Source organism: uncultured Zhongshania sp., from assembly GCF_963975605.1.
Taxonomy (GTDB): Bacteria; Pseudomonadota; Gammaproteobacteria; order Pseudomonadales; family Spongiibacteraceae; genus Spongiibacter; species Spongiibacter aquimaris.
In genome coordinates, this window is record NZ_CAXBHN010000005.1 from 79,641 (window position 1) to 101,393 (window position 21,753).

Here is a 21,753-nt window from a genome sequence, read left to right on the forward strand (position 1 = left end):
ATCAACTCAATATACGGCCAAATCCGGCCCTAACTTATTTGCCCAAGCTCATGATTAACAAACTAAATTTTCGGTAGCCGCTTTTAGCAATGTTTCGCAGCGCAAAGCCGCGGCGCCAGCTAGGTCTCGATTCGGTAAAATCAAAAATAAATCGGCATAGCGCTCGCCACCTTCAATCATGGGCAAAGGCATAATTTCGCCACTCTCTAATTCTTTTTCCATCGCTATTTCGGGTAGCCACGCAAAACCTAATCCGCGCGCGACTGCACTTATAGACAACTCCATACGACTAACAGTTAAGCGCTGCGCGGCCTCCAACCACCCCGCATCGCGCTGCCGACGCACGCCGGAATCTCGAACCACCACCTGTCGAAACGGCCGTAAATCCCGATAATCTAACTGACGATCTAATTTATGAAGGGCATGGTCTCGGTGTGCGACCGCAATAAACTTCACTCTAAGAATGTGATCTCCCAAAAATCCCGGCGGCACAATACCCGTAATCGCCACATCGCAGCGCCGCTCAAGCAGAGCTTCTTCCGCGCCGCTTAAGACTGTTTCAACACATTCAATGCGCGTATCTGGACAGCTTTCACTGAGATCAGCCAAACAATCTAACATCGTGTGACTAGGAAACAGGGTGTCGCAAACAATTCGCAATTGCGGCTCCCAGCCCGCTGCGACTGACTTAGCCGATTTTTCCAAACGCAAAGCTTCATCTATCAACGCGCGGCCTCGGCGGTACAACATTTGCCCCACCTCGGTCAGCTGCGACTTTCTACCCTGGATTTCGAACACCTTTACACCAAGCTGTTCTTCCATCTTTTGAATGGTATAGGTCACGGCTGACTGACTTTTGTGCAATACCTCCGCCGCGCGGGCATAGCTGCCCTCATCCACAACTGCCAAAAAACAGTACCACTGCTCTAAATTTGTCCTAGGCCCCGCCATAAACATCAACTTTCCTGATAATTAATGTCAATAAATTGCGCTTTTTAAACAAATTTATCAATAGTTTAATAGGTCATCGGCAGTGACAAGCCAACATTTATTTTAAGGAGCACACCATGACGAATATCCTTCACATTAATAGCAGCTTATTTGGCGAAGACGGTAAATCCAGCCAGATGGCAAATCAATTTATTCAGGCCTTGCGAAGCAAGCTTGATGATTCTGCACTGATGTCTCGCGACTTACATGCAAACCCAATCCCGCACTTGGACGGCAAGCGATTCACCGCCTTTGTCACGCCCGCCGAACAAAGAACAGAAGAGCAAAAACTTATCGTGGCGGAATCAGATGTGTTAATAAATGAATTGCGCGACGCGGATATTATTGTGCTTGGCATTCCGCTTTATAACTTAGGCGTGCCATCAACATTCAAGGCCTATATAGACCACGTCGCCCGCGCAGGGGAAACCTTCCGCTATACCGCGAATGGCCCAGAAGGCTTGCTTAGCAATAAAAAGGTTTACGTTTTCGCTGCCCGCGGCGGCAAGTACGTTGAGACTCCGATGGACACCCAAACCCCTTACTTGCGCCACATATTGGGCTTGATGGGGATCAGTGATATTGAATTTGTTTACGCCGAAGGTCTGAATATGGGGCCCGATATAGCAGACAAAGCGCTTGCCGATGCCCGCACGCAATTACTTGAAAAAGCAGCCTAAGCCAAGCAAGAACTCGAAGGAGAAAACCTCATGACGACTCGCACAGTGACACAGATAATCTCGGCGCTAGCCACCTCTGATGGCGCGGGCGTTAAACTCAAACGCAGTCTCGGACAGTCCAACACCGCTCGTCATGACCCGTTTTTGATGCTCGATGAGTTTTTTTCCGACGAGCCTGCGGATTATCTGGCGGGATTTCCCTCGCATCCGCATAGAGGCTTTGAAACAGTCACCTATATGCTTGAAGGTCATATGCTTCACGAAGACCATCTGGGTAACAAAGGGCATCTCAAAGACGGCGGTGTGCAGTGGATGACTGCTGGACGCGGCGTTATCCACTCCGAAATGCCACAACAGGAAGCGGGGCGCATGCGCGGCTTTCAGTTGTGGATCAACCTGCCCGCCAACGAGAAAATGCAAGCTGCGAGCTACCGAGATATTTCGGCCGAGCACATCCCCCATTTAAGGTTGAGCCAACATAGTGAGGCCGTGCTCATTGCCGGCCGCTCTGAAATAAATGGCGCAGCGGCGACCGGATATATCAATGGCTTAGATGGGCAAAGACTGAGTACTGACCCTGTCTATATCGATTTGCGCATTGGCGCGGGCGAAAACGCGACCGTCACCCTAAAGCCTGAGCATAATGCACTGGTATATATTTATGAGGGAACTGCAGAGATTGGCGACCAACAGCTTAGTAATAACGCAGCGGCGATACTCAGCGACGGCGAATCACTCACAGTAAGCACCGCTGACGGAGCCAAGCTATTAATTCTGGCCGGGAAGGCAATAGGCGAAGCCGTAGTGCAATACGGCCCCTTTGTGATGAATACCCGCGACGAAATTGAGCAGGCAATGCGAGACTACCGCGACGGCGTACTTACCACGGCTTCATAATTGGGTAGCCAATCTGGCTACCCAAAACACTCATCATCGCAATAACCGGTGCCTCGGCAAATCCAGTTAACAACAAAATTGGGTTAAACTCAGCAATAGCAGTAATTCACCGAACAAGCATTTTCGATAGCCAAAACCTTTATTGGTGATCGGTAACATTATATTTACGCTATCGACTCAAGCGCGATATAGTAAGCATACAGCTCTAGCGGAGTAATTTATGACTACATCAATGCTGGTACGGGACGTGATGACCTCACCATCACCCTTCGTGAAACAAGGCTGTGACCTTGGCGAAGTGGTGCAAACATTGCTAAAGCATGGCGTATTCGGCCTCCCGGTTATCAACGAGCAACATGAATTAGTGGGTTTTGTGTCAGAACAAGACTGTATCCACTCCGTGCTGGTCAGCAGCTACCACTGTGAAGGCGCTCCGATTGTTGATGATGTAATGAGTCGGGAAGTATTAGCGGTAGAAGCTGACTCGTCTATTATCGATCTCGCCCAAAAAATGGGGAAAAACAAACCCAAGTCCTACCCGGTAGCCAACGAAGGCAAACTGATCGGCCTAATTACGCGAAGTGCGATATTAGAATCACTATGGACCAACCGCACCACCTGTGATCTACCCAACGTCAAATCGTAGCCCTAGCCAAAAGGCGGCGCGAATGCTTCGCCAATTGATCAATAGGGAAGGGCGAATGAAAAATTTATCACTGGCTTCATTCATTTTTCCTCTATTTTTCTTGTCTCTTTGCGCGGGAACGACGGCACATGCCAAGACTCTTAAAGACATTTCCTACGGCGACGCCAAAAAACAGAAACTCGATGTCTACCTGCCCGACAACACAGCAAATAGCCCCATCATGTTTATGGTTCACGGTGGCGCTTGGCGCATTGGGGACAAGCAAAATCACCAGGTAGTAAAGGCAAAAGTCGAGCGCTGGCGACAACGTGGCTGGGTATTCATCTCTATCAATTATCGAATGTTACCAAAAACCGATCCCTACCAGCAGGCAAGGGATGTCGCGAAAGCCTTAGAACACGTGCAAGCGCACGCTAGCGACTGGCACGCAGACAGCTCAAAAATCATCGTCATGGGCCACTCCGCCGGCGCGCACTTAGTTTCTCTAGTGATGACGGACCCCACACTTACAGACACACGAACTCTGACTAGCATTCAAGCGGCCATTCTATTAGACAGTGCCGCACTAGATATCAATCGCCTTATGACCCAAGATCATCCGCGGCTATACGATCGTGCCTTTGGCAACGACCCTAACTATTGGCGCAAAAATTCTGCTATTCAACATCTTCACAAAAATGTACAGCCAATACTGTTGGTTTGCTCAACACGGCGTGAACATAGCTGTACACAAGCCAATGCCTTTGCCAAAAAGGCCCAGGAGCTTGGTGTCAATGCACGGCAAATAAGGCTTGATTTATCCCACGGCGATATCAATGGCAAGCTCGGGACAGACTCTGACTACACACGACAAGTAGAAGATTTCATTCGCAGTGTAGATGCGCGTTTCAGCACCTACTTACCCAGTACAAATTAATGTAGCTAACACTTTTATGCACGGCATGCTCAATATTATTCTACTCACTGCCGCAGCCGGCGCCTGCATCCCTATCGGCGGGTTTATTGCCAGCCAAACTCGCATTCAGCGGCAGTGGCTCGATGAAGAATTTCGTCATAGCGTTATTGCCTTAGGCGCTGGTATTTTACTCGGCGCCGTCGCCATTGTTTTAGTACCCGACGCCCTTGAGCACCTCAATCATTCACCGTGGGCGATTGCACTTATGCTTAGCGGCGGGGTATTTTTCTATTGCTTGGAAAAATACTTGGATATTCATCGTCGCTCGGCACCACAACTCACCGGAATGTTACTAGATTATGTGCCCGAATCACTGGCACTCGGTGGTATCGCCGCGAGCGGTGCAGACAGTACCATGCTGCTAGCCGTGCTCATTGGCCTGCAAAATTTACCCGAAGGCTTTAATGCCTATAAAGAGCTTACTGACGCAGGGCACTCTTCCAAAAAAGTGCTACTTATGATGCTGGCACTGCTTCCCCTGGGGCCACTATTTGGCGTGGCGGGCTTCAGCGTACTTGGAGATCAACACGAAATATTAGGTGGCATCATGCTGATCGCCAGTGGTGGCATTCTCTATCTCATATTCCAAGATATTGCCCCGCAAATACCAATACGCAAACACCGTAGCCCGCCACTCGGCGCCGTTATCGGATTTAGCATTGCTATGCTGGGTGTCGTTCTAAGTCAATATTAGTTGACCGCATACCACAGCCCTGTCGCCTCAGGTACACTTGATCAGCCACACATTATTTAACGAGCTATTATGCGAATCCTAGTTATCCTTTCACTTGCATGCCTGCTCTGTGCATGCGGAAGCTCATCCTTCGATCAATCACGCGAGTGGCGTCTGCAAGAATGCGAGAAAATTCTAGACGATAATGACCGCGGCAAATGCAAGTCAAATACCCCGCACTACAAATAGGCTTATTGACCTCGGTAATTTAAATTTTGCTCGTGGCCGAATAGACAAAGCCGAACAAACTCAACGCTATTGTCCTCGATAATATTCTGCATTCTCACAATCAATGTTGACAGTGAACAAATAGTGCTAAGCTCCTGCCCTAAGAACGCTTAGTCATTTTAAATTGGCCCAACAGGGGAAGACCTATGACACAGAACAAATACGATATTGTCGTTTTCGGTGCGAGCAGCTTTGTCGGCGAAATACTGTGTCAGTACTTGAGTAAAAATCGCGAAGAACCCGCGCTACGCTGGGCAATAGCCGGGCGCTCTGCCAGCAAGCTTGAGGCGGTAAAAGCCAAACTTAACAAAGCCGATTTAGACATCATTATTGCCGACGCCGCCGACGAAGACGCACTGCGTGCCCTGTGCGCACAAACCAGCGTAGTTACCACCACGGTGGGGCCCTACGCCTTATACGGCGAGCCTCTAGTCAAAATATGCGCGGAAACCGGCACCGACTACTGCGATCTGACCGGCGAAGTACAGTGGATAAGTAAAATGATTGCACGCTACGATGCCGTCGCCAAAGCCTCTGGGGCACGAATAGTAAATTGCTGCGGTTTTGACTCTATCCCCTCCGATCTCGGCGTATTCTATACCCAGCAACAAAGCAAAGAGCTGTTTGACGAAAACTGCACGTCCGTCAGTATGCGGGTAAAAGCCGCCAAAGGTGGATTATCCGGCGGCACCTTTGCCAGCCTAATCAATGTTATGAAAGAAGCCTCAAACAATCCCGCGCTTCGCAAAGAAATGGCAGACCCGTATTCGCTGTGCCCCAATGAAACCGCAAAAGCACGCCAAATTAATACGGGCTTGGCGCAGTTTGATAGTAGCTGTGGAAGCTGGACCACGCCCTTTATTATGGCGGCAATAAATACGCGAATTGTGCAGCGTTCGAATTCAATACTAAAAGATAATTACGCGAAGCCATTTCTCTACGACGAGGCCATGATGGTCGGCAAAGGCTTCAGCGGCAGAGTCAAAGCAGGCGCTATTGGCGGAGGCCTAGCTGGATTTATGTTAACGGCCAGTCTCAGCCCCGGCCGCTGGCTTCTTTCTCGCTTGCTGCCATCACCCGGCGAAGGCCCCAGCCCACAAGAGCAGGAAACCGGCTTTTACGATATGCTTTTTTACGGCAAAACTGCATCGGGCAAAAAGCTGGAATGCCGAGTTACTGGCGACCGCGATCCGGGCTATGGCTCAACCGCGAAAATGCTGGGGCAGGCAAGTATATGTCTAGCGCGGGATATCGATAAAACTCAAGTAGCAGGTGGCTTACTTACCCCCGCAAGCTGCTTTGGTAACACCTTAATCGAGCGCCTAAAAGCTTACTCGGGCCTGACTTTCAGCCTTATCAAGTAACACAAAATGCAGAAAACACCGAGTGCTGGCGGCATATGAATTAACATAGCCGCCGTACTCAGTAATCACGCAGCTACTTATCCAAGCGCTCCAACATCGCGCTCACTCACCCAAATTAATGCTTCATCTTTTTGTATGGGAATAAAGTGATCAATTTCAATATTGGGAAAGGCTCGTGTAATAAGTGCTGAACCCCGATTAAACCAACGCGGCTCACCTAGGATGGCAGTGCGCGTAAAGCGATTTATATACTTGGCTAAAAAACGCATTTCTTTTAGCCAACCGCGCACTGTAAAGCCTTCAAAATGTTCGAGTTCAATAAAGATATTTAAATTATCTTCCTCGATCAATTTGCGCTCAACTTCACGCAAAATAATCTCGATGTCGTTGTGATTAATCTTGCCAGAAACCCTAACACCTACAACGTGGGGGAAAGGAAGGGTCAATAACTCCAGCATGGAATTTCCTCCGCAAATGCTTTGTATAAAGTATAGGCAAGATCACCGTATTTGCGTTCCCCATAAACTGCAAATGGGTATTATTACTCAATGATCGCTTCGATTTCGCCCATCTCGGGGATCAATTAGAGACACAATATGTATCTCATCTTCATGGGCTAACACTTCTTCACCCGGACGAGGTTGATTTACTCGCGTGGTCGGCTCTTCAATTTTTCCGGTATCGTCGCGAATAGATTCCTTAAACCCGCAGCGAACGCATTCACGAATTTGCTCAACATCCGACGTTCGATACAGCACCGTCTTATCCATTTCGGCACACTTTGGGCACACCGCACCCGCGATAAAACGTCGTTGGTTAAATACAGTGGCCACGTTTAAGCTCCCTTCGCGATAGCAATACCGGAGTGCCGCAGTAAGGCGTCATTCCCAGGCGCGCGCCCGCGGAAATTTTTAAATAGTACCGCTGCATCTTCCGAGCCACCGCGTTCAAGAATCTCTGCGCGGAATTTTTCACCGACGTCAACATTCATCACGCCCAGTTCCTCGAACAGTGAGAACGCATCCGCCGACAGTACTTCCGCCCATTTATAACTGTAGTATCCAGCGGCGTATCCACCGGCAAAAATATGCGAAAAGCTATTTTGGAATCGATTAAAACTCGGCGGTTGAAATACCGCGACTTGATCGCGTACCGCATTAAGCACCGAATCAATATCGGCCTCATCGCGAATAGCCGATTGCATGTGCAATTTAAAATCAAACAGCGAAAACTCAATTTGCCTGAGCATCTGCATGCCAGACTGAAAGTTCTTAGCGGCCAGTAATTTCTCAAGCATATCCGTCGGCAAGGGCTCACCGCTTTGGTAGTGCGCCGAGATATCTGGAATGGCCGATTTTTCCCAGCACCAGTTTTCTAAAAACTGGCTGGGTAGTTCCACCGCGTCCCAAGCAACACCGCTAATGCCCGACACACTTAAGCAATCAATTTTAGTCAGCATGTGATGCAGACCGTGGCCAAACTCGTGGAAGAGGGTAGTAACTTCATTATGGGTTAACAGCGAAGGGCGATCGCTGGTTGGCGGCGAGAAATTACACACTAAAAACGCCACCGGCTGCTGGATATCGCCATCCGCCAAAACGCGACGCCCGCGCGCATTGGCCATCCATGCGCCACCGCGTTTGTTACTGCGCGCATAGAGGTCTAAGTAGAAATGCGCGAGGACATCTCCGCCGCGTGAAATGCGGTAGCACTGTGCATCTTTATGCCAAAAATCCACATCGTCTAGAGCGGAGATCTCAATATCAAATAATTGCCCCGTAATTTTAAACAGCCCACTTATCACTTTTTCAGCCGGAAAATAGGGACGCAAGGCTTCTTGAGAAAGAGTGAACGAGGCTTCTTTTAATTTTTCACTAAAATACGCGACATCCCATGCCTGTAATTCCGCAACACCGTGCTGCGCGGCAAAGGCACTTAAGTCTGCAAAATCTTGCTCGGCGACGGGCTTGCTCGCCGCTGCCAACTCCTCTAGAAATGCAATCACTTGCTGACTCGACTCTGCCATTTTGCTAGCCAGTGAATAATCAGAATAATGAGCAAAGCCAAGTAACTGAGCCATTTCTTGCCTCAGCTGGGAAATCTCAACCATCAATGGCCCATTGTCCCATTTGCCACCCTGCGGCCCCACCGCCGACGCCCGGGTTACATAGGCAGAGTACATCCCTTCACGCAGTTCACGATTATCGGCGTACTGCATAATCGGCAAATAACTGGGGATATCCAAACTCAAGCGGTAACCTTGCAAATCTTTGGCCTTAGCGGACTCCCTTAAATTATCCAGCACCGTGGCGGGCACACCAGCTAAGTCATTCGCGTCGTCAATGATCTTTTCCCAGCCATCGGTCGCGTCCAGGACGTTGTTTGAGAATCCGGTAGAAAGTTCGCTTAAGCGCTGTTGAATCGCTGCGAAGCGGCGCGCATTTTCACCGTCTAGAGCCACACCCGACAGGGTAAAATCACGCAGCATATTGGCGACCGCCTTCTGACGCGGAACAGGTAAAGCTTGACATTCACCGCTGTCAGCAAAGGCTTGGACCCGATCAAACAGGGGCCGATTTTGCCCCATTTCACTATTGTATGCGGTCAGCAAAGGCAGACAGTTGCTGTACGCTTCGCGCCAGGCCTCACCACTAAGCACGCTGTGCAAATGACTCATCGGCGCCCAAAAACGACCAATCTTGTCATCAATCTCTTCAAGCGGCGCCATTAAATTATCCCAATCCGGACTGCGCACGTCCGCAACCACCGCCGCCACCTGCTGTCGAGAATCCGCGAGCAATGTCTCACACTCTTTAGCCATTGCCTTTGGGTCAAGCGTAGAGAATATCGGTAAACTATTAGCCGTCATGGTGCAAAAGACCTTATAAACTATTGAAAACAATGTCGCCCAGTGTAACAAATCTACAGGCCGCTCGAAGCCTGTTAACATCGTTTTAGCGACGACTATGTAGATTTCCAACTGAATAAATGCCAGTCGTATCAATTATGGAGACAAGTAATGAGTTACCGAGCCGAGCAATTTGTAAGGTCGTTTGAAGAGCACAGCCCGATCTTGGGAGAGCGTGTTTTTATCGACCCCAGTGCGGTAGTCATCGGCGACGTCGGTATTGGCGACGACAGCTCAATTTGGCCTAACACCACGGTGCGCGGCGATATGCATCGTATCCGTATTGGTGCCCGCAGCAGTATTCAAGACAATAGCGTGCTGCATATTACCCACGCTGGGCCGTACAACCCTGAAGGCTATCCGCTTACAATTGGTGACGAAGTGACGGTAGCACACAGCGTTACCTTACACGGCTGTAGTATTGGCAACCGTGTACTTATTGGTATGGGCACGATTGTCATGGATGGCGCCGTAATTGAAGACAATGTGGTTGTGGGTGCCAATTCGCTGGTACCACCCGGCAAACACTTGCAGAGCGGGTGGCTATACGTAGGCAGCCCAGCGAAACCCATTAGAGAACTTACCGAAGGCGAGTACAGCTACTTTAGCTACAGCGCAACTAACTACGCCAAACTAAAAGATCGTCACATTGCTGCGCTCGATACTTAACTAAAGGTGAATTAATAAACACCAGCGTCATGCAGCAGGTAGACGACATAGGCGACGTAAATTAGCAATAAACCACCACCCTCTATTCTCGATATGCGGCGGGCTCTGCGCGGCCCGCGAGCGACCAAAAAGAATAACCCGGTTAGCAATAACATCACCGGATAATCTCTGCTCATCACTTTTTCATCAATCGCGCCGGGGGCAATCACACCCGGTAGCGCCATGACACCCAGCAAATTGAATAGATTCGACCCCACCACGTTGCCGATGGCGATATCGTGTTCGTTCTTGCGCGCCGCAGCTACCGAAGCCGCCAACTCAGGCAAGCTTGTTCCCACTGCAACCACCGTCAGACCAATCACCAAATCGCTAAGGCCGAAGAACTGCGCGATGTCTACCGCCGACCACACCAACACCCGCGCCGATGCGATCAGTAATATAAAGCCAAGTAACAACCAGCCCAGGGCAACCGACAGGGACATATCGCGAGGAATTTCAGCGGCGAACTCCGCCTCGATGCTATCGCCTTTGCTGTGTTTGGCTTCCCATAATTGCCTCAGTACCACCAGCAAAAAGCCCACCAGTAGGATTGTGCCGTCCATTACCCCGAGATCATTGTCAGACAGCAGAAAAAAGCCCACCAACATCACCAAAATTAACAGCGGGATTTCGCGGCTAATCAGCTTGGATTGCACATTTAGCGGAATGAGCAGGGCTGTAAAGCCCAAGATCAAGGCAATATTGGTGATATTAGAACCCAGCGCATTACCCACTGCCAAGCCGGGCTGACCATCCACCGCGGCAATGGCAGAGACCAGCATTTCCGGCGCAGAGGTGCCAATACCCACCACCAAAATACCCACTACCAAGGGCGAGACACCCAATATTGACGCCGTCGCAGATGCACCAATAACAAAACGATCGGCACTCCACACAAGCAAAACTAAGCCCACAATCAAGGCGACAACAGTTAACAACATACTATAATTTCCAACTAGAACGCCGGCATCGTTTTTACGCCGACAAAGATTGACGAACTAATTCAATAACCGGTTTGGTATCTGGCCGTACACCGCGCCAAATACAAAATGACTCTGCGGCCTGCTCGACTAACATCCCCAAACCATCGGACACCGCCCAAGCGGCTTCACCGGCAGCCCAGCGCATAAACGGGGTTGGCTCGGCGCCGTACATCATATCGTAGGCGCAGCCATCATTACTCAATATATGGTGGGGAAGCGGCGGTAAATCTCCGCTCATACTCGCACTAGTGCCATTTATAATTAGGTCAAACTGACCGCTAGCCAGCCCTTCATAACTGCAACCCGCCACATGTCCCAGCCCATCAAAGTGCTTAGCCACACTTTGTGCTTTAGTCACTGTGCGGTTCGCCACCAGCACATGGGCAGGACCCTGCTTTAGTAGCGGACCTAAAATGCCGCGCACCGCACCTCCGGCACCCAACACCAAAATTCGGCGGCCACTTAATTGCCAGCCAAGATTGTCGTGAATATCCCGCACCAAACCAACGCCATCGGTATTGTCACCATAGACGGTGCCGTCATCTTGCAAAGCAAGGGTATTTACCGCGCCAGCTCGACGCGCGCGACCACTCAATTGACCCGCAAACTCAAAGGCATCTAACTTAAATGGCACAGTTATATTTAAGCCCTTGCCACCGTGGCGAAAGAACTGCCCAGCCGCATCTGCAAACCGACCTAGCTCTACTTTGTGCGCGCGATAGTGCAATTGCTGCCCAGTCTGCTCAGCAAATGCCGCGTGAATCTGCGGCGATTTGCTGTGTTTAACGGGGTTTCCGTACACTGCGTACTGATCTTTATTTTCCATAACTCAGAATCACTGCCTTTATTATTCCGCTGAAAGCCAATCTCTAACCGGCAGAAAATCGGATGTTAAAGCGGCTTCGGGGCTACCTGCCTCGGGCTGCCAATTGTACTCCCATCTCACCAAGGGCGGCAGCGACATAAGAATAGATTCGGTGCGACCGCCGCTTTGCAAGCCAAATAAGGTGCCGCGATCATGGACTAAATTAAATTCCACATAGCGGCCGCGGCGGTAGAGTTGAAACTGACGCTGCCGATCTTCCCACGTCATGGTTTTGCGACGCTCGACAATCGGTATATAAGCCTCGGTGTAGGAGTTACCAACCGCCTGCATAAATTCAAAACAGCGCTCAAATCCGCCTTCGTTCAGATCGTCAAAAAACAAGCCACCCACGCCGCGAGCTTCATCGCGATGCCCCATATAAAAATAGTCATCGCACCATTTTTTGTACTTTGGATACACCTCCGCGCCGAAGGGTTCGCAGGCATTTTTTGCCACTTGATGCCAATGTCGACAATCATCCTCAAAACCGTAGTAGGGGGTGAGATCATAGCCTCCGCCAAACCACCAAACCGGTTCTTCACCGGGCTTTTCGGCGACGAAAAACCGTACATTGGCATGACTGGTTGGAATGTAGGGGTTCTGCGGGTGCATCACCAATGACACCCCCATTGCCTGATAACTGCGACCAGCTAATTCTGGCCGGTGTGCGCTGGCGCTGCCAGGCATCGCGTCGCCCTGAACGTGAGAGAAGTTCACCCCACCTTTTTCAAACACCGCGCCATCAGTTATCACGCGGCTGCGACCGCGACCCCAGTCGTCTTCGACAAAGTCAGCCTTGCCATCAACGGCGCTAAGCTCATCGCAAATTCGATCTTGTAAGGACAGTAAAAACTGCTTTACGGCGGCGATATCAATGTTTTTCATATTCTCTCCACGGCTGCCCACACAGACACCGTTATCGTCTCAAGCCCCACGCAAAACCTCACCGCTCAGTGCATCGCGAATATCTGTAGGCTGAGCCAAGGCGCCGGTACGACCGGGCACGTAGCAATCAATTTGTGAACGGAAATAGTGTTGAGCTTCAAACTGTGTTCTTGCGGGCTCTCGCCCTGCGGGATTAGCCGACGTAGAGACTAAACAGGTATTCGCCGCACGACAGAGCGCCGACGTAAGTGGGTGGTCACTAACACGAATAGCCACGCTATGATGACGGCCGCGAATCCACCCTGGCGCCCAGCCAAAATCCGGCACTACCCATGTGTGAGGGCCGGGCCAACTCGCTTCGACAGTTTCACGAATGGTATCAGGTAGATTTACTAGTATTGACTCGAACCGCGCAGTGCAATCCGCCACCAATACTAAGCCTTTGGCGGGGTCGCGCTTTTTCATTTGCAGGATTTGCGTGACCGCCGCGCGATCCCAAGGCACGCAGGCTAAACCCCACACCGCTTCGGTTGGGTGGCTGACAACAGCACCTGCTCGCAGCAAGGCGGCGGCGCGGCGCAGCCGATAGGAATCAGGCAAGGCCATAACAATAGATCCGCATAGTGATTGGCGAAAGCGACAAAATGCGGCCAAAGTATACCCGTTTTTATAGATCAATGAGCTGTAAATTACAGAAGTAACACCGGATAAAAGAGACTGAAATAATACTCACTATGAAAACTCGGTGTCCATAGCGACACGTCTCGCGCTATCGACATCGCTGCCAACCTCCGTGAAGCTGCTCCACCCAGCCCTCCACCTCTAAATCACTTAAGTCGGCAAGTAGCTCAGTTACACCAAGACCAGAATGCTGAACGAGCTCGTCTAATGATAAGGGTTCATAGCCCAATGCGTCGTAGACTTGAGAATGTAAACTAGGCCCAGGGTGTTTGCCTGCTGCCGGCTCAGCGGCAGCCACACTAGTCCAAGCTGAAAATTCCTCGACGATATCCGCGAGGGTTTCCACTAATTTAGCGCCTTGTTTGATCAGGGCATTGCAACCGCGGCTAGCGGGATTATGAATTGAACCCGGAATGGCAAACACCTCGCGGTTCTGCTCCAGGGCTTGCCGAGCGGTGATTAGCGAACCGCTATGCCTTGCCGCTTCGACGACCAAAACGCCTAAGCTCATTCCGCTAATTAGCCGGTTTCGACGGGGAAATTGATGACGCAGAGGCGGACTGCCCAAGGGCAGCTCGCTCAATAACAAGCCCTCGCTACCTATTTGCTGATAGAGCGCCGCATTGCTGCGGGGATAACAATGATCCACTCCGGTTCCCAATACCGCGACTGTAGAGGCCGGGGTCGCAATCGCGCCCATATGAGCGGCAGCATCGACACCCAAAGCCAAACCGCTAACAACCGTAAAACCGGCCTGACCCAGCGCCCCAGCAAACGCCTGCGCGTCTGCTCTGCCCATGCGGCTGGGACGGCGACTGCCGACTACCGCAAACAAAACCTGACTCAGCAATTCACGACGACCTCGGTAGTAGAGCAGTGGCGGCGGATCGTGAATTTCCTTGAGCAGGGCGGGGTAGTCATCGTCATGCATGCACATGACGTCGGCATTGGCGCTATTTAAGGCGTCATCGACGGCGCCATGATCGGGCGCCAGCAACTGCTTTTGTAAGCGTTGCCGTCGGTTCGAACGGATGCCCAAATGCTCGTGCATAGCCTTAGGCAATTCAAAGATTGATTGGGGTGTTTCGCAGATTGTCATCACATGGCGAAAATTCGCCGGTGTTAACGCTAATATTTGCTGGGCCTGAAGCCAGCGACGAGCAAGTATTTCCACATTCGCATCCTTGCGTACAGTGGTGGGGCTGCTTTCAGCAGCCCAAGGATTTCATCAAGGGTTTTTAACTAAATCACCCACTTTTAACGGCTGTTCAGCTTTCAACACCAGGGCATAGCTCACACGATCAAAGGTGCGGAACACCATTAGAATACCGGAGCGCACATCTGGCGCTTTTACTCGCTCGTTAGTAATGGGGTCGGTAACGACCACCCCCGTCGAGTAAATTGCCAACACATCACCAGCCTCAAGCTGACTCTGGTCGCCCAAATTTAAGGTCACCACATCTAAACTGCCTATCTGGGTTAAACCACCCTCGACGGCGATAATAAAACCTTCGCTGTTTTGCGCTGGGGCCTTGGGCTCAAAGCGAGCGTGCAGGTGGCGCACTTCCATCGGCAGGAATCGATCGGCGCGGCGAATTTCTTGAGTGCTGCGGTTAAGCGTCAAGGTCGCAACGTCTTTTTCGGTCGCCAGCAAATTTGCCGTACCAATATCGGTTGCCTCAACGCCTAAGATTTCACCTGTTTGTGGATCTTGATATACCTGACCGCGGCGATAAACACCGTAGGTTTCGTCCTTACTGAAGTCACCACGGCCTAGAATTTGATCCCCCGCACCGGCAACGATATTGCCCCGTTTGCCGGCGAGCACATAAGGCGCTTGCTCTAACTCTGCGTCGGTCACGACACGGCTGCGCGTTAGAAAGGGCGCAATCACATCTAAGGGAATCGCGGGAATCGCGTCAGTGATGTCTGAAATACGCATCTCTGGTGTCAGCTTAACCACACTGTTATTTGGCATCGAATCTCGCACCAGCACAGGCTTGCCATCCACCCACATCAGCTTCAACACGTCGCCGGGATAAATTAAATGCGGGTTCTTTACCTGCGGGTTGTAATACCAAAGCTCTGGCCAAAACCAAGGGTCGTTCAGGAACATGCCCGAAATATCCCACAGCGTATCGCCTTTTTTAACCACATAGGTTTGCGGATGACCAGCTTTCAACGTGAGCACGTCACCGGCTTGGACAAACGCCATCATCAGCCCCAGACAAAGCCCCAATACCGTGTTCTTCATAATTTAATCCTATTACTCTCTAAACTGGCCGCCAGCAAATGGCAAGAATCAGGCATTTCTTATTCGCTCTCTGTATAATATAGAGGATACGCTGCAACAGGCGAATAATTTGTAGGCGAAAATGTCTACTCAATCATTATCTTAGCAATAGTTACACAACTTACACGATAAATGGTTAAGAACTACTATGGCTGTACTTGAAATTCTTGAATTTCCCGACTCAAGACTCCGAACAGTGGCAAAACCGGTAAAGAATGTCGATGATCGCATCCGCACCCTCATCGATGACATGTTCGAGACAATGTACGATGCACCGGGTATCGGCCTCGCTGCAAGTCAAATCGACGTCCACGAACAAATTGTTGTTATCGATGTAAGCGAAGACCGCAGTGAACCACTGGTGTTTATCAACCCAGAGATTAGCGTGCTCGATCAAGAAATTTTTGAATACGATGAAGGCTGCCTATCGGTACCAGGCTTCTACGAAACGGTGGCGCGACCGCAACATATCCGCGTAAAAGCCTTAGATCGCAACGGCGAGTCTTTTGTGATGGAGCCAGAGGGCTTATTGGCCGTTTGCATTCAACATGAGAACGACCACCTCTTAGGCAAGCTTTTTGTCGATTACATCTCACCGCTTAAACGCAATCGTATCCGCGGCAAAATGGAAAAACTCCACAAGCAAAAATCGTCATGAGCACACCCTCACTGCGACTGATATTTGCAGGCACCCCTGATTTTGCCGCCCAGCATTTACAGGCTCTTATCGACGACGGTAGCCACCAAATCGTCGCCGTGTACAGCCAACCAGACCGCCCCGCTGGGCGCGGCAAAAAGACGCTGCCCAGCGCAGTGAAAGTATGTGCCGAAGCGGCGGGCATCCCCGTATATCAACCAATAAATTTCAAGGACAGCGCAGATCGCGACACCCTTGCCAGTCTTCAAGCAGACTTAATGATTGTGGTCGCCTATGGTCTGTTGCTACCGCAAAGTGTATTGGATATACCGCGCCTGGGCTGTGTGAATGTGCACGGTTCATTGCTGCCACGCTGGCGCGGTGCGGCGCCTATCCAGCGCGCAATTGAAGCCGGCGACCAAACAACGGGTATCACCATCATGCAAATGGATGTCGGGCTCGATACCGGCGCCATGCTAAGCAAAGTTGAATGCGCCATTCACCCGACCGACTCCGCCGCAGATGTGTTTGCGCGCCTAGCAGACATTGGTGGCCCCGCTTTATTAAACAGCGTAAAGGATCTCGCACTGGGCAAAGCGCAGCCAGAAAGCCAGGACGATAGTCTTAGCAATTACGCAGCTAAGATTGGCAAAGCGGAGGCTGAAATCGACTGGCGGCAAGATGCCAATGTACTAGATCGAAAAATCAGGGCGTTCAATCCCTTCCCGATATGTTTTACCCGATTCGCCGACAGCAAAAATGATGAGCGTATAAAAATTTGGCGCGCCGAAGCCCTTGCGACGCATCAACACTCGGCCGCGACAGGCGAAATTCTCAACGCCGATAAATCAGGCATCACCATCGCCTGCGGTATTGGTGCACTGCGTATTCTCGATTTACAGATGCCCGGCGGCAAAGTGCTGGCAGCGCGCGATATTCTCAATGCCCGCGCCGCGCAATTTAGCCCAGGCACTTTAATGGCATCGCCAACAGGCACACTATGAAATGTCCACGGGTTGCCGCCGCGCGCTGCTTGGCAAATATCGAGCAAGAAGGCAGCTCACTGTCCCGTGTTTTAACTCGGGTAGAACAAGACCTAGACCCATCGCAACGCTCACTTTACCGGGAACTCTGTTACGGTACTCTGCGGTTTTACTGGAAGCTAGACGCTGCGCTCAAACCATTTTTTAGCAAAGCCCTAAAAGCGAAAGACAGCGACGTAAAAATGCTCATTTACGTTGGCGCCTACCAACTTTTTTACACACGTATACCGCCCCACGCCGCCATTAATAGCAGCGTTGAAGGTTGTCGTACCTTAGGTAAGAAGTGGGCATCAGGTATGGCAAATGCGATCTTGCGTCGCTGCCAGCGCGAACACGACAGCTTATTCACGACACTGAACCCCGCTGCAGAGGCGGCATTTCCAAGGTGGTTATTCGACTCACTGCAATCCGCCTGGCCGGAACAGCTTCAGGCCATCGTGGACGCCAGCAATGCCCATCCGCCATTTTGCCTGCGGGTAAACGCCCTGCATCAAAGCCGCGACAGTTATTTAAACATCCTCGCGAACGCCGACATCGCAGCGACAGCCTGCGACTTTTCTGGCAGCGGTATCCGCCTTGAACACGCCGTCAGTGTTGATAGCTTGCCGGGCTTCCGCGATGGCCATGCTAGCGTGCAGGACGAAGCGGCCCAATTATGCACCGACTTGCTTGAACTAAGCCCAGGCTTACGAGTCCTCGACGCCTGTGCAGCACCGGGTGGCAAAACCGGAGCAATCCTAGAATGCCAACCCCAATTAGCAGAGCTCGTCGCCTTAGAAATAGACGAGCAACGACTAAGCCGTATTCAAGATAATCTTGATCGCCTACAACTAAACGCGACCATGGTATGCGCAGATGCGGTCGATACTGACGCATGGTGGGACGGCAAACACTTTGACCGCATATTACTCGACGCCCCCTGTTCCGCAACCGGTGTTATTCGTCGCAATCCTGATATCAAGCTGAATCGGCTCGCAACAGATATAGCGCCCTTAGTAGAGCTACAGGCAACGCTGTTAGATACGCTATGGACGTGCTTAAAGCCAGAGGGCGCTTTTGTTTACGCTACCTGCTCTTTGCTGCCAGCAGAAAACATCGAGCAAGTAAGTAGGTTTCTGAACCGCCACGAAGACGCCGAATTAGTACCGATCACGGCAAAGTGGGGGGTAGATCAAGGGGGATGCCGACAGCTATTTCCGCAAATTAAAGGGCACGATGGCTTCTTTTACGCAAAGTTTCGTAAAAAACCCTGATCGCGGCTATTGAGTGCGGCACCCCTGCGCCGCACAATGACAGCCTAAACACTATTAGCTATTTCCACCGCAAGCGCATTACCATCGCGGCGGTATTTTTATCAGGTAGAAACCGATAACAGGCAGCGCAGGCGACTTCGAACAATGAAAATCATTATCCTCGGCGCGGGGCAGGTAGGTGGCACATTAGCCGCGAACCTCGCCAGTGAACACAATGACATCACCGTTGTTGATAAAGACCCCGATCGCCTAAGGGAGCTGCAAGATCGTCTCGACATCGGCACAGTAACAGGCCAAGCTTCCCACCCCGATGTGCTAGCCAAAGCTGGTGCGGCAGACGCCGACTTACTGATCGCGGTGACCAATAGCGACGAAATTAATATGGTCGCCTGTCAGGTGGCCTACACCCTGTTCCGCACACCCACAAAAATTTCTCGAATCCGCTCAAACGCTTACACAAATGTGGAAAAACTGTTCGGCAACGACGCCATACCCATCGACGTTTTTATCAGCCCAGAAGAACTGGTGACTCGCTATATTAAGCGCCTATTACAGTACCCCGGTTCACTGCAGGTTCTCGATTTCGCCGACGGTAAAGTTCAGCTAGTTGGCGTAAAAGCCTACTACGGTGGGCCATTGGTCGGTAACGAGCTCGCCGCTATTCGCGATCACATGCCCACCATCGACACCCGCGTCGCCGCTATTTTCCGGCGCGGAACAGCGATTCTACCCAGTGGCGACACCGTGGTTGAAGCCGGCGACGAGGTATTTTTTATTGCCGCCAAAAAGAACGTGATGCCGGTAATGAGCGAACTTCGCCGTTTAGATACGCCCTATAAGCGCTTGGTTATTGCCGGCGGCGGCAATATTGGCGAGCGCCTTGCCAGAGCGGTAGAGAGCCGCTATCACGTGAAAATTATTGAGCGCAGTTATGATCGCTGCCGCGCCTTGTCAGAGCAATTATCAAAAGCCATCGTTCTACATGGCAGCGCCTCTGATCACGACTTACTCGCGCAGGAAAACATAGAAGAAACCGATGTGTTTCTGGCACTTACCAATGACGACGAAGCCAATATCATGTCGTCACTCCTCGCCAAGCGCATGGGTGCCAAAAAAGTAATTACCCTGATTACCAACCCGGCTTACGTCGACTTGGTACAGGGAGGCGACATTGACATCGCGCTGTCTCCACAGCAAATTACCATCGGCAGCCTACTCACCCACGTCCGCCGCGGCGATATTTACAATGTTCACTCATTGCGGCGTGGCGCGGCAGAAGCATTGGAGATTATCGCCCACGGCGACAATCGCTCCTCTAAAGTAGTGGGCCGCAGACTCGATGAAATTGTGCTGCCAGACGGCGTAAGCATTGGTGCGCTGGTACGCGGTGATGATGTGATGATCGCCCACAGCCATTTATTAGTAGAGTCTGAAGACCACTTGATTTTATTCCTCGTTGATAAAAGCAAAATCAAAATGGTAGAGAAGCTATTCCAAGTCGGATTTACCTTCTTCTAATGACAAAGAAATTCCCCACTAGCTGGGGCACGAATCTATGCATCTAAGAATCATTTGTCGAATTATCGGCGTGCTGCTGATGATATTCAGCCTGACGATGGCAGTTCCAGCCATCCTCTCTCTCTGGCTGAGCGACGGCGCGCTGAATGCCTTTGTCACCGCCTTTGCCGTGACATTCAGCAGTGGCTTGGCGCTCTGGATAGGGAACCTCAAACAACAGAGTGAACTAAGCATTCGCGATGGTTTCCTCGTAGTGTCGCTGTTCTGGACCGTACTCGGCCTGTTCGGTGCGCTGCCATTTTATCTCGCTGACAACCCAGGTCTATCAATTAGCAATGCGGTGTTTGAGTCTATATCGGGCCTTACAACAACCGGCGCCACGGTAATAACCGGCTTAGATGAGCTACCCATATCTATCTTATTTTACAGGCAGTTTTTGCAGTGGCTGGGGGGCATAGGGATCATCGTTATCGCGGTCGCGATTCTACCCATACTGGGTATCGGCGGCATGCAGCTGTATCGCGCCGAAACGCCAGGGCCGGTGAAGGACAATAAGCTCACACCGCGGATTACCGGCACCGCGAAAGCGCTATTCCTAATGTACGTGTCACTCACCTTGGTGTGTACGCTGGCCTATTGGCTGGCCGGTATGAGCTTTTTCGACGCGTTAACGCACTCATTTTCCACGGTCGCCATCGGCGGTTTTTCGACCCACGACGCCAGCATGGGTTATTTTCAAAGCCCCTTGATACTAATGATTTGCAGCGGATTTATGCTTTTCGCGGCGCTAAGTTTTACCATCCACTTTCACGCGTGGCGATCACGCTCAATACGCCACTACTTAAATGACGCTGAAACCCGCTTTTATCTGGCCATAATTGGCATATCCACGCTCACCATCTCGGTCTATCTATTTTACAGCGGCACCTACGAGCTTCAGGACAGCTTTATTCACGGCATTTTCCATACGATTTCCGTTATCACCACCTCGGGCTTCGGCGCTGAAGACTTTTCAATATGGCCAAGCTTTTTGCCCGTAGCCATCATTATGCTGTCTTTTATCGGGGGTTGTGCAGGATCAACCGGCGGCGGTATGAAGGCCGTTCGCGTTATGCTCGTTGCCAAGCAAGGAATTCGGGAGATGAAGCAGCTCATTCACCCCAACGCCGTTATTCCCTTAAAAATAGGCAGTCACCGTGTAGAGGCCAAAATTGTCAGCGCGATATGGAGTTTCGTTGGCGTTTACATGATCTCCTTTATCATTATCACCCTCGCGATGATGGCCTGCGGCCTCGACTCCATCAGCGCATTTTCGGCTACTGCAGCCGCGATTAACAATATGGGCCCTGGACTAGGTGAAGTTGCAGCCAGTTACCGCAGCGTGAGCGATACCGGCAAATGGATTCTGTGTTACGCCATGCTGTTAGGACGTTTAGAGATCTTCACCCTCTTAGTACTACTCATGCCTTCTTTCTGGCGCCGCTAG

Annotated in this window: 22 protein-coding genes; 12 read left to right on the plus strand and 10 right to left on the minus strand. The window is 51.1% G+C overall.

The features are described 5' to 3' along the window. Nucleotides 1–54 precede the first annotated feature (54 nt). The gene (locus AAC007_RS06855) at nt 55–951 is read right to left on the minus strand and encodes a LysR family transcriptional regulator (RefSeq protein WP_295873401.1); all 897 of its coding nucleotides are present in this window, start codon (nt 949–951) and stop codon (nt 55–57) included. Nucleotides 952–1,067: 116 nt separating this feature from the next. Between AAC007_RS06855 and AAC007_RS06860 the strand changes: the two genes are divergently transcribed. From AAC007_RS06860 to AAC007_RS06885, 6 genes are all read left to right on the plus strand, one after another. After that, nucleotides 1,068–1,670: an NAD(P)H-dependent oxidoreductase gene (locus AAC007_RS06860; protein ID WP_339675492.1), complete on the plus strand. Its 603-nt coding sequence runs from the start codon at nt 1,068–1,070 to the stop codon at nt 1,668–1,670. A gap of 30 nt (nt 1,671–1,700) precedes the next feature. Next, a complete protein-coding gene (locus AAC007_RS06865; RefSeq protein WP_339675495.1) occupies nt 1,701–2,567 on the plus strand; it encodes a pirin family protein in 867 nt (288 codons plus the stop codon). Between the two features lie 220 nt (nt 2,568–2,787). Then, on the plus strand, nt 2,788–3,213 hold the full coding sequence (locus AAC007_RS06870; protein WP_296435132.1) for a CBS domain-containing protein: 426 nt from the start codon (nt 2,788–2,790) through the stop codon (nt 3,211–3,213). Nucleotides 3,214–3,268: 55 nt separating this feature from the next. Next, the gene (locus AAC007_RS06875) at nt 3,269–4,129 is read left to right on the plus strand and encodes an alpha/beta hydrolase (RefSeq protein ID WP_339675497.1); all 861 of its coding nucleotides are present in this window, start codon (nt 3,269–3,271) and stop codon (nt 4,127–4,129) included. A gap of 16 nt (nt 4,130–4,145) precedes the next feature. Further along, nucleotides 4,146–4,862 (plus strand): divalent cation transporter, encoded by a 717-nt coding sequence (locus AAC007_RS06880; RefSeq protein ID WP_339675498.1) that lies wholly within the window; start codon nt 4,146–4,148, stop codon nt 4,860–4,862. Nucleotides 4,863–5,275: 413 nt separating this feature from the next. After that, complete coding sequence (locus AAC007_RS06885; protein ID WP_339675499.1) at nt 5,276–6,493, plus strand: saccharopine dehydrogenase NADP-binding domain-containing protein; 1,218 nt, start codon at nt 5,276–5,278, stop codon at nt 6,491–6,493. A gap of 77 nt (nt 6,494–6,570) precedes the next feature. On the opposite strand, the gene AAC007_RS06890 is transcribed toward AAC007_RS06885, so the two are convergent. The 3 genes from AAC007_RS06890 to AAC007_RS06900 form a co-directional block, all read right to left on the minus strand. Then, nucleotides 6,571–6,951 carry an STAS/SEC14 domain-containing protein gene (locus AAC007_RS06890; RefSeq protein ID WP_296435127.1) on the minus strand — a complete coding sequence of 127 codons (381 nt, stop codon included), beginning with the start codon at nt 6,949–6,951 and terminating at the stop codon, nt 6,571–6,573. Nucleotides 6,952–7,038: 87 nt separating this feature from the next. Then, nucleotides 7,039–7,326, minus strand: a complete 288-nt coding sequence (locus AAC007_RS06895) for a YheV family putative zinc ribbon protein (RefSeq protein ID WP_219043329.1) — start codon at nt 7,324–7,326, stop codon at nt 7,039–7,041. 2 nt (nt 7,327–7,328) lie between these two features. Further along, on the minus strand, nt 7,329–9,362 hold the full coding sequence (locus tag AAC007_RS06900; protein ID WP_339675502.1) for a M3 family metallopeptidase: 2,034 nt from the start codon (nt 9,360–9,362) through the stop codon (nt 7,329–7,331). 150 nt (nt 9,363–9,512) lie between these two features. Between AAC007_RS06900 and AAC007_RS06905 the strand changes: the two genes are divergently transcribed. Further along, complete coding sequence (locus tag AAC007_RS06905; protein ID WP_339675505.1) at nt 9,513–10,070, plus strand: gamma carbonic anhydrase family protein; 558 nt, start codon at nt 9,513–9,515, stop codon at nt 10,068–10,070. An 11-nt stretch (nt 10,071–10,081) separates the two neighbouring features. On the opposite strand, the gene AAC007_RS06910 is transcribed toward AAC007_RS06905, so the two are convergent. The 6 genes from AAC007_RS06910 to AAC007_RS06935 form a co-directional block, all read right to left on the minus strand. Further along, nucleotides 10,082–11,050: a calcium/sodium antiporter gene (locus AAC007_RS06910; RefSeq protein ID WP_339675508.1), complete on the minus strand. Its 969-nt coding sequence runs from the start codon at nt 11,048–11,050 to the stop codon at nt 10,082–10,084. A 34-nt stretch (nt 11,051–11,084) separates the two neighbouring features. Then, nucleotides 11,085–11,918, minus strand: a complete 834-nt coding sequence (gene aroE / locus AAC007_RS06915; RefSeq protein ID WP_295873375.1) for a shikimate dehydrogenase — start codon at nt 11,916–11,918, stop codon at nt 11,085–11,087. A gap of 21 nt (nt 11,919–11,939) precedes the next feature. Continuing rightward, a complete protein-coding gene (gene hemF, locus AAC007_RS06920) occupies nt 11,940–12,842 on the minus strand; it encodes an oxygen-dependent coproporphyrinogen oxidase (RefSeq protein ID WP_339675511.1) in 903 nt (300 codons plus the stop codon). 39 nt (nt 12,843–12,881) lie between these two features. Continuing rightward, nucleotides 12,882–13,448: a Sua5/YciO/YrdC/YwlC family protein gene (locus AAC007_RS06925; RefSeq protein WP_339675513.1), complete on the minus strand. Its 567-nt coding sequence runs from the start codon at nt 13,446–13,448 to the stop codon at nt 12,882–12,884. A 163-nt stretch (nt 13,449–13,611) separates the two neighbouring features. Beyond that, on the minus strand, nt 13,612–14,697 hold the full coding sequence (gene dprA, locus AAC007_RS06930; RefSeq protein ID WP_339675514.1) for a DNA-processing protein DprA: 1,086 nt from the start codon (nt 14,695–14,697) through the stop codon (nt 13,612–13,614). Nucleotides 14,698–14,751: 54 nt separating this feature from the next. After that, on the minus strand, nt 14,752–15,777 hold the full coding sequence (locus AAC007_RS06935) for a LysM domain-containing protein (RefSeq protein WP_339675516.1): 1,026 nt from the start codon (nt 15,775–15,777) through the stop codon (nt 14,752–14,754). 187 nt (nt 15,778–15,964) lie between these two features. Here AAC007_RS06935 and def point away from each other — a divergent pair, with 187 nt between their 5' ends. From def to AAC007_RS06960, 5 genes are all read left to right on the plus strand, one after another. Next, entirely contained in the window at nt 15,965–16,474 is a 510-nt protein-coding gene (gene def / locus AAC007_RS06940) for a peptide deformylase (protein WP_219043320.1), read from the plus strand. Continuing rightward, the gene (fmt, locus tag AAC007_RS06945; protein WP_339675519.1) at nt 16,471–17,457 is read left to right on the plus strand and encodes a methionyl-tRNA formyltransferase; all 987 of its coding nucleotides are present in this window, start codon (nt 16,471–16,473) and stop codon (nt 17,455–17,457) included. The genes def and fmt overlap by 4 nt, the downstream gene beginning before the upstream one ends. Next, entirely contained in the window at nt 17,454–18,749 is a 1,296-nt protein-coding gene (rsmB, locus tag AAC007_RS06950; RefSeq protein ID WP_339675520.1) for a 16S rRNA (cytosine(967)-C(5))-methyltransferase RsmB, read from the plus strand. Before fmt ends, rsmB begins: the two co-directional genes overlap by 4 nt. A 144-nt stretch (nt 18,750–18,893) precedes the next feature. Then, the gene (trkA, locus tag AAC007_RS06955; protein WP_295873358.1) at nt 18,894–20,267 is read left to right on the plus strand and encodes a Trk system potassium transporter TrkA; all 1,374 of its coding nucleotides are present in this window, start codon (nt 18,894–18,896) and stop codon (nt 20,265–20,267) included. A 37-nt stretch (nt 20,268–20,304) separates the two neighbouring features. Continuing rightward, nucleotides 20,305–21,753 (plus strand): TrkH family potassium uptake protein, encoded by a 1,449-nt coding sequence (locus tag AAC007_RS06960; RefSeq protein WP_295873357.1) that lies wholly within the window; start codon nt 20,305–20,307, stop codon nt 21,751–21,753.